Genomic DNA, 6574 nt, shown 5'->3' with positions numbered 1-6574 from the left:
CCCGCGCTCGCGGTCCCCCGCACCACCCGCCACGCACACGTCGCCGTGAGCAGCTCGCCCAGCAGGTCCGAGTCGTCGATCTCCAGGCCGAGGAGGGACTCGATGCGTTCCAGTCGCTGGTAGAGGGACTGGCGGCCGATGTGCAGGAGGGTCGCCGTCCGGGTGGGTGAGCAGCCGTTGCGCAGGTGGACCTCCAGGGTGCGGACCAGGTCGCTGGGGTGGGCCGCCTCCCAGGCCAGCAGCGGGCCCAGGGTGTGCTGGACCAGACGGGTGAGGCGGTCCTGGTTGGCGTCGACGCCTCCCCGGGTCAGTTCGCGTTCGAGGGCGAGGGCCCGGGAGGACGTCACCAGGGGGCCCTGCGGGGCGTTCGGCTCCGGGGGCGGCACCGTCAGCGCCAGCTCCAGGGTCGTACGGGCCGCACGCAGCGTCTCGCTCCAGCGCAGCCGGCCGCTGCCCGCGTCGACGGCGTGGCCCACGGCGACAGTGACGCCCGGGACGGCGCCGAAGGCGGTGCGGAAGGCGTCCTGCACCGCCCGTACCGGGTCCCGTCCCGCCTTCCCCGCAGGCACCGGCCGGACCTCGACCAGGGCGAGCGCTTCCCCCGGGAAGGCGGCCCGCAGCACCGCCCCGCCCAGGGTGCGCGCCGCCCGGTCCACCGCGCCGACGTCACGCGTGCCGTGCGCGGAGACGCCGATCAGACGGGCGCCGGGGCCGGGGTGGAAGCCGGCGAGGGCGGCGCGGGCCTCCACCTCGGGCTGGTTGAGGGCCTGGCCGTCGGCGAGGTCGGCGAGCAGGGCGGTGGCGTGGTCGTCGCCCCAGGGGCGGACCACCGTACGGCCGGACAGGCTCCGGGCGACGATCGCTCGGTTGGCGGCCTCGGTGATGCGTACGAAGGGGACGACCCGGCGCAGGGCGAGCAGGGGCAGGCCCAGGCGGCGGGCCTCGTCGGTCATGGGGTCCCCCCACTTCGAGCGAAGCCGAGAAGAAGGGGGAGCACCCAGCGGACTGGACGGTCCAACGCGGTCTCCCCTGCGAGGAGTTCGGGGTCGGCGGCACGTACCGGATCGAGAACCAGAACTTCACGGAGGGTGAGTGCGAGCACGGGTGCCTCCCAGGGGCGCTGACACTTCGTCCTGCTGCGGGATGCCCGGAGAGTACTCTCCGCACGTTGCCCCGGTGTTTGCGCCGACGGAGAGTGGACCCATGGATCAGGCGGAGGCAGACCTCATGGATCAGGCGCGCACCTGGCTCTCCGTCGCCGTCGAGGAAGCGCGGGCCGGGCTCGCCGAGGGCGGGATTCCGATCGGGGCCGCGCTCTACGGCGCCGACGGCACGCTCCTCGGGCGCGGTCACAACCGGCGCGTCCAGGACGGCGACCCCTCGATGCACGCCGAGACGGCCGCGTTCCGGAACGCGGGACGGCAGCGGTCGTACCGTGGGACGACCATGGTCACCACGCTCTCGCCCTGCTGGTACTGCTCCGGTCTGGTGAGGCAGTTCGGTATCTCCCGGGTGATCGTGGGAGAGGCCGTCACCTTCCGGGGCGGCCACGACTGGCTCGCCGAGCACGGCGTCGGGATCGTGCTGCTCGACGATCCGGAGTGCGTCGGCATGATGCGCGACTTCATCATCAACAATCCCGCACTGTGGAATGAGGACATCGGTGAGTAACCCCTCGTCGGCGCCGGCCCCCGCCGCACCCCGTATCCCCACCGTCGATCTGCGGCCCTGGCTCTCCGGGGACGCGGAGACGCGAAAGGAGATCGCCCGTACGGTCGACGACGCCCTCCAGACCGCCGGGTTCCTGCTGGTCACCGGGCACGGCGTCGACCCCGCCCTGCGTTCCGGCCTCCGGGAGGCGGCGCGTGCCTTCTTCGCGCTGCCCGCCGAGGTGAAGGAGCGGTACGCGGTGAAGGTCGGCGGGCGGGGCTGGCTGGGGCCGGGGGCGGAGGCCAACGGGTACTCGGAGGGGACCGAGACCCCGCCGGACCTGAAGGAGTCGCTGTCCTTCGCCACGCACGAGCCGTTCGACGACCCGGTGGTCAACGCCGAGTGGTACGCGCCCAACGTGTACCCCGCCGAGGCGCCCGGACTGCGGGAACTGTGCGAGGAGTACCTCGACCGGATGGGCGAGCTGGAGAAGGAACTGCTCACCCTTCTCGGGGAGGCTCTCGGGCTCGCGCCCGACTTCTTCTCCCGGCACATGGACCATCCGACGTACGGCTTCAACATCAACTGGTATCCGGGGGTCGAGGTGGTCGGCGAGCCGGAGCCGGGGCAGTTCCGGATCGGGCCGCACACCGACTTCGGGACGGTCACCATCCTCGACCGGCAGGCCGGAAAGGGCGGGCTCCAGGTCTACACGGACGAGGGCGGCTGGGAGGACGCGCCCTTCGACCCCGAGGCGTTCACCATCAACATCGGTGATCTGATGGCCCGTTGGACCGGCGACCGGTGGCGTTCGGGCAGGCACCGGGTGCTGCCGCCGCCCGCCGACTCCCCCGCCGAGGAACTGATGTCCCTCGTCTACTTCGGCGAGTGCACCCCGGGCACGATCGTCGAGTCGGTACCCGCGCCGGTGGGCCGGGTCTCGTACGAGCCCTTCGACTCGCACGTCTATCTGCGGGGGCAGTTGGACTCGATCACGGTCGACTGAGCGGTCGATCGAGCAGCAGGCCGCCAATTTCGTAACACAACGGACATCGCATGATCTAGCCCGATCCAACTCCCCCTTCTTACACTGATGTTGCAGTACGCACAGCACACTGCACAGAACACTGAACCGCGAGTTGGACCCCAGGGGGAGGGATGCGGTGCTCAGACGGCTGCACGGACGCGGGGCGCTCTTCGACACCGAACCGCCGGGGCTCGCGCCCCGGCTCGTCGGACTGAGACCCCACCATCACATCGCCGCCCCTCTCGAACACCCCCGTGAGCTGCCGTTCGTGGTGCTCACCGCAGGGCGCGGGCTCGGCAAGAGCGCGGTCCTCGGCGAGTTGCGCGCCGCCTACCAGCGGCACACCCCGGTCGCGCTGATCGACTGCGAGGACCCGCAGTTCCTCCACCGGCCCCAGGCCCGCCCCGCGCAGGCCTGGTCGCCGCTCGCGCAGGCGCTCCTGGTGATCGCCGAGCAGCTCGCCGAACCGGTCACGGGCGCCCGGCGGATCGCCTTCCCGCGACTGATGTCGGGCCTGATCGCGGTGGCCGCCGGCGGCTGGGGCGACGCCGACACCGAGCGCATCCGCTGGGAGGTCCAGCGGATGCTGCTGCTCAACGAGAGCGGCTCGTGGTTCGCCGGGTTCGCCGCGCGCTGGGCGGGCCGGGTCGCCTCGAAGGCGGTCGCGGCGGCGATCAGCGACGACCCGCTGGTCTCGGCGGTCATCGAGGCAACGATGGAGGCGATGACGGAACGTTCCGCCGGTACGCGGCAGCGCCGGGCGTCCACCTGGTACCGGACCTACCCGAACGCCGGTGACCGCGCCGAGCTCGGACTCCGTCTCCTCTCCGACCACTTCAGGGCAGGCGGCACCTCCCGCGAGCACGCCGAACGCCATCTCGTACGGGCCCTGCTCGCCGACCTCACCGACGCCTACGCCGGGGTGCGGGCGCATCTCCAGCGCCTGGGCCGCCCGCTCGTCCTGGTCGACAACGCGCACGGCTCGCCGGGCCGTGAACTGATCGAGCAGGTGCTGCGCGACCGCGCCGAGGGCTTCGCCGACCAGGTCGCGTTCATCGCCGCCGTACGCGGCGCGGGCGGCCAGTCCTCGCTGCGCAACTCCGTACGCCGGGACCTGCGCGAGACCGGCCGGCGCACCCGCTGGACACCCGCCGACACGGCCTCCTCGCGGGCCCTGCTGGTGTCGCTGCCGCCACTCTCCTCCGACGACACCCTGCACATCGTCGACGCGGTCTGTACGGGTACGACAACCCCTGTACCGGCCGAACTCCCGCCTGCCACGCACAGGTTGACGTGCGGGAATCCGCTGGGCATCACTCTGGTCGCCGAGTCGGCCCGGCAGAACCTGCACCGGCTGGCGCCCACCGCGCCCTTCGGCGCCCTGCTCACCGCCGAACTCGCCCTGCACGAGGACCGCGAGGGCCGGCCCGCCTACCGCGAACTGCTCGACCGGCTCGTCCCCGCCGACCGGCTCGACGAGCTGACCGTGCTGGCCGCCGCCCACGACCACGACTCGGCCCGTGCGCTCGCCGCCGCCCAACTCCCGGACGACTTCGGCCCGTCGAGCGTCCGCGAACTGGAGACCCGGCTCGTCGCCGAGGGACTGCCCGCCGTCCCGGGGCAGTTCGTCGGCGACGCCTTCGTCCGCACCCTGCTCCTGTTACGCCTGCACCACCGGCACGCCGACCACGGCAAGTGGCGGGACGTCCACGAGACCCTCGTCCGGCACTACGAGGGACCCGAGCCGTCCGCCGCCCGCTACCGCCTCCACCACGAACTCGCCCTCGGCGACACCGGACCGGCGGTCGCGTATCTCCGTGACACCTTCCACACCCTCGACACCCGCACCTGGCTCGGCACCCTCCTGTTCATCGCGTCCGCGCCCTACTTCCACGCCCACGACACCGAGGGCCACGACTTCGCCGGCGGCGACCACCAGCGCGCCCGGATCGCCTTCGGCCACACCGACGCCGAGCAACGGCCGCCGGACGGCGTGGACGCCGTACTGCATCTGCGGGTGCGCCGACTTCTGCACGCCGTCTGGCAGTTGACCGATCCGCTGGTGCTGCCCGACCGGCGGCTGTGCGACCGGCTGCGCTACGAGCTGGAGCAGTTGTCCAACGACCCGCGCGCCAGCAACGCCCTGCTGTGGCAGGCCTCGCAGGAATGGCCGGAGGCGGCGCTGACCGGCCGCCCGCCGCGCGTCCCGGGCGACGAGGACACCACCGACGACGACCGCAACCGCAACGACGGAGGCGCGTGATGGCTCGCAGCGGTTTCAGAGGTTTCAGAGGTTTCAGGGGTGTCGGGGGTATCGGTGCGTGGCTGCGCGAGGGGGTGTGGGCGATCCCGTTGCGCCGCTATCTCGCGCTCCTGGTCATGGCGGCGCTGGTGGCCGGACTGACCTACGGAATCAGGAAGGCGACGTACGACGACCGTTCGTGCGCGCCGGGGGTCGTGCGTCCGGCGCGCAGTAACGATTGCGTGGGCGTCTCGACGACCGACTACGCCTTCGGCCAAAAGCAGCTCGCCGAGACGATCGGCGCGATCGACCGCGAGAACCGCTCGCTCACGAACGGCAAGGGCGGCTATGTCACCGTCGCCCTGTTCGAGCCGTTCACCACCACCGACGCGGACATCCTCGGGGATGTGCTGCACGAACTCCAGGGCGCCTATCTCGCCCAGTGGAAGGTGAACCACGACGCGAACGGCGAGGGCCCGCCGATCCGGCTGGTGCTCGCCAACCCGGGCCGTACGGGCGCGTCCTGGGAGCACACGGTCGGCGAGATCGAGCGGATGACGAAGACCTCCGACAAGCTGCGCGCGGTCGCCGGGATAGGGCTGAGCACGGCGGAGAACACCCTCGCCGTCAGGGAGTTGACGAGACGCGGTATCCCCGTCGTCGGTACGTCCATCACGGCCGACAGCCTCGCCAACGGCCCCCGGAGCGGCCCTGGGGACCCGAAGCCCTTCCCGGGGCTGGCCCGCGCCGCCCCCACCAACACCGACGAGGCCCGCGCGCTCGCCTCCTTCGCCAAGGTGGCGGCCGACCGGGCGGTGCTGGTGTACGACGACCCGGGCGACCCGTACACGCTCACCCTCCAGGCGTCGTTCGAGAAGCTGCTGAGGGGCTCGCGCTATCAGCCGTGGCCCTTCACCCCGCTCACCGACCGCACCAAAGAGGGCACCACCGCCAACGACTTCCGGCAGATCAGGGAGCTGCTGTGCGACACCGCGCCCGGCGTGAACACCGTCCTGTTCGCCGGACGGCACACCCAGCTACGCCAGTTCATCAACGCGCTCGGCAAACGCGGCTGCATGCAACGGCAGTTCACCATCCTCACCGGGGACGACGCCTCGTACCTCACCGGTGACCCGAAACTCGACCCCGAGGCCCTCAGGCACGGCATCTCGGTGCGCTACACCGCCCTCGCCCACCCGGACGCCTGGTTCAAGAAACCGCCGAGGACCGGGGGTTCGGCGGCGGACGCCCAGGAGCTGAACGAGCTGCTGAACGCCACCACGGCCATCAGCGCGGCCAAGACCGACAGGCCTTCGCCGATCGGCGACATCGACCTGGAGGACGGCCAGCTCATCATCGCCTACGACGCGATGCGGCTCACCGTGGAGGGCATCCGCGAGGCCACGCCCCGGGGACGGACGGCGCCGAACCTCGCCGACGTGGCCGACGAGTGGACGCTCATCAAGGGCTCGTCGGGCCGGGTGAACGGCGCGAGCGGCTGGATCTGCCTGGACAACTACGGCAACCCGTACGACAAGGCCGTACCGATCGTGGAACTGACCCCCGACCGGCACGCCCGCTTCGTCGAGATCGCCTGGCCGACGGGCAGGCCGCCGCAGAAGGACTGCCTGCCCCCGTCGTAACCCGTACCCGGG

At 71.8% G+C, this 6574-nt stretch carries 5 protein-coding genes; 4 read left to right on the top strand and 1 reads right to left on the bottom strand.

Annotated features, from left to right (window positions below; genetic code table 11):
• The coding region (locus AOK08_RS00725; RefSeq protein ID WP_241826747.1) for a PucR family transcriptional regulator at positions 1–953 on the bottom strand (953 nt) is incomplete at its 3' end.
• A 250-nt stretch (positions 954–1203) separates the two neighbouring features.
• Here AOK08_RS00725 and AOK08_RS00720 point away from each other — a divergent pair.
• From AOK08_RS00720 to AOK08_RS00705, 4 genes are all read left to right on the top strand, one after another.
• Complete coding sequence (locus AOK08_RS00720) at positions 1204–1671, top strand: nucleoside deaminase (RefSeq protein ID WP_055522563.1); 468 nt, start codon at positions 1204–1206, stop codon at positions 1669–1671.
• A complete protein-coding gene (locus AOK08_RS00715) occupies positions 1652–2656 on the top strand; it encodes an isopenicillin N synthase family dioxygenase (RefSeq protein ID WP_055522561.1) in 1005 nt (334 codons plus the stop codon). Before AOK08_RS00720 ends, AOK08_RS00715 begins: the two co-directional genes overlap by 20 nt.
• A gap of 157 nt (positions 2657–2813) precedes the next feature.
• The gene (locus tag AOK08_RS00710) at positions 2814–4940 is read left to right on the top strand and encodes a hypothetical protein (protein ID WP_055522558.1); all 2127 of its coding nucleotides are present in this window, start codon (positions 2814–2816) and stop codon (positions 4938–4940) included.
• The gene (locus AOK08_RS00705) at positions 4940–6562 is read left to right on the top strand and encodes a hypothetical protein (protein WP_055522556.1); all 1623 of its coding nucleotides are present in this window, start codon (positions 4940–4942) and stop codon (positions 6560–6562) included. The genes AOK08_RS00710 and AOK08_RS00705 overlap by 1 nt, the downstream gene beginning before the upstream one ends.
• Positions 6563–6574 lie beyond the last annotated feature (12 nt).

The sequence above is a fragment of the Streptomyces graminilatus genome (genome assembly GCF_001418565.1).
Taxonomy (GTDB): domain Bacteria; phylum Actinomycetota; class Actinomycetes; order Streptomycetales; family Streptomycetaceae; genus Streptomyces; species Streptomyces graminilatus.
The sequence above is the reverse complement of the archived record's forward strand: the minus strand, read 5'-3'. Positions and strand labels throughout refer to the sequence as shown.

Excerpts from the sequence above, each read along its gene's own strand:
- AOK08_RS00720 (WP_055522563.1), top strand. The coding sequence starts at position 1,204 with ATGGATCAGGCGGAGGCAGACCTCATGGATCAGGCGCGCACCTGGCTC.
- AOK08_RS00715 (WP_055522561.1), top strand. The coding sequence starts at position 1,652 with ATGAGGACATCGGTGAGTAACCCCTCGTCGGCGCCGGCCCCCGCCGCA.
- AOK08_RS00705 (WP_055522556.1), top strand. The coding sequence starts at position 4,940 with ATGGCTCGCAGCGGTTTCAGAGGTTTCAGAGGTTTCAGGGGTGTCGGG.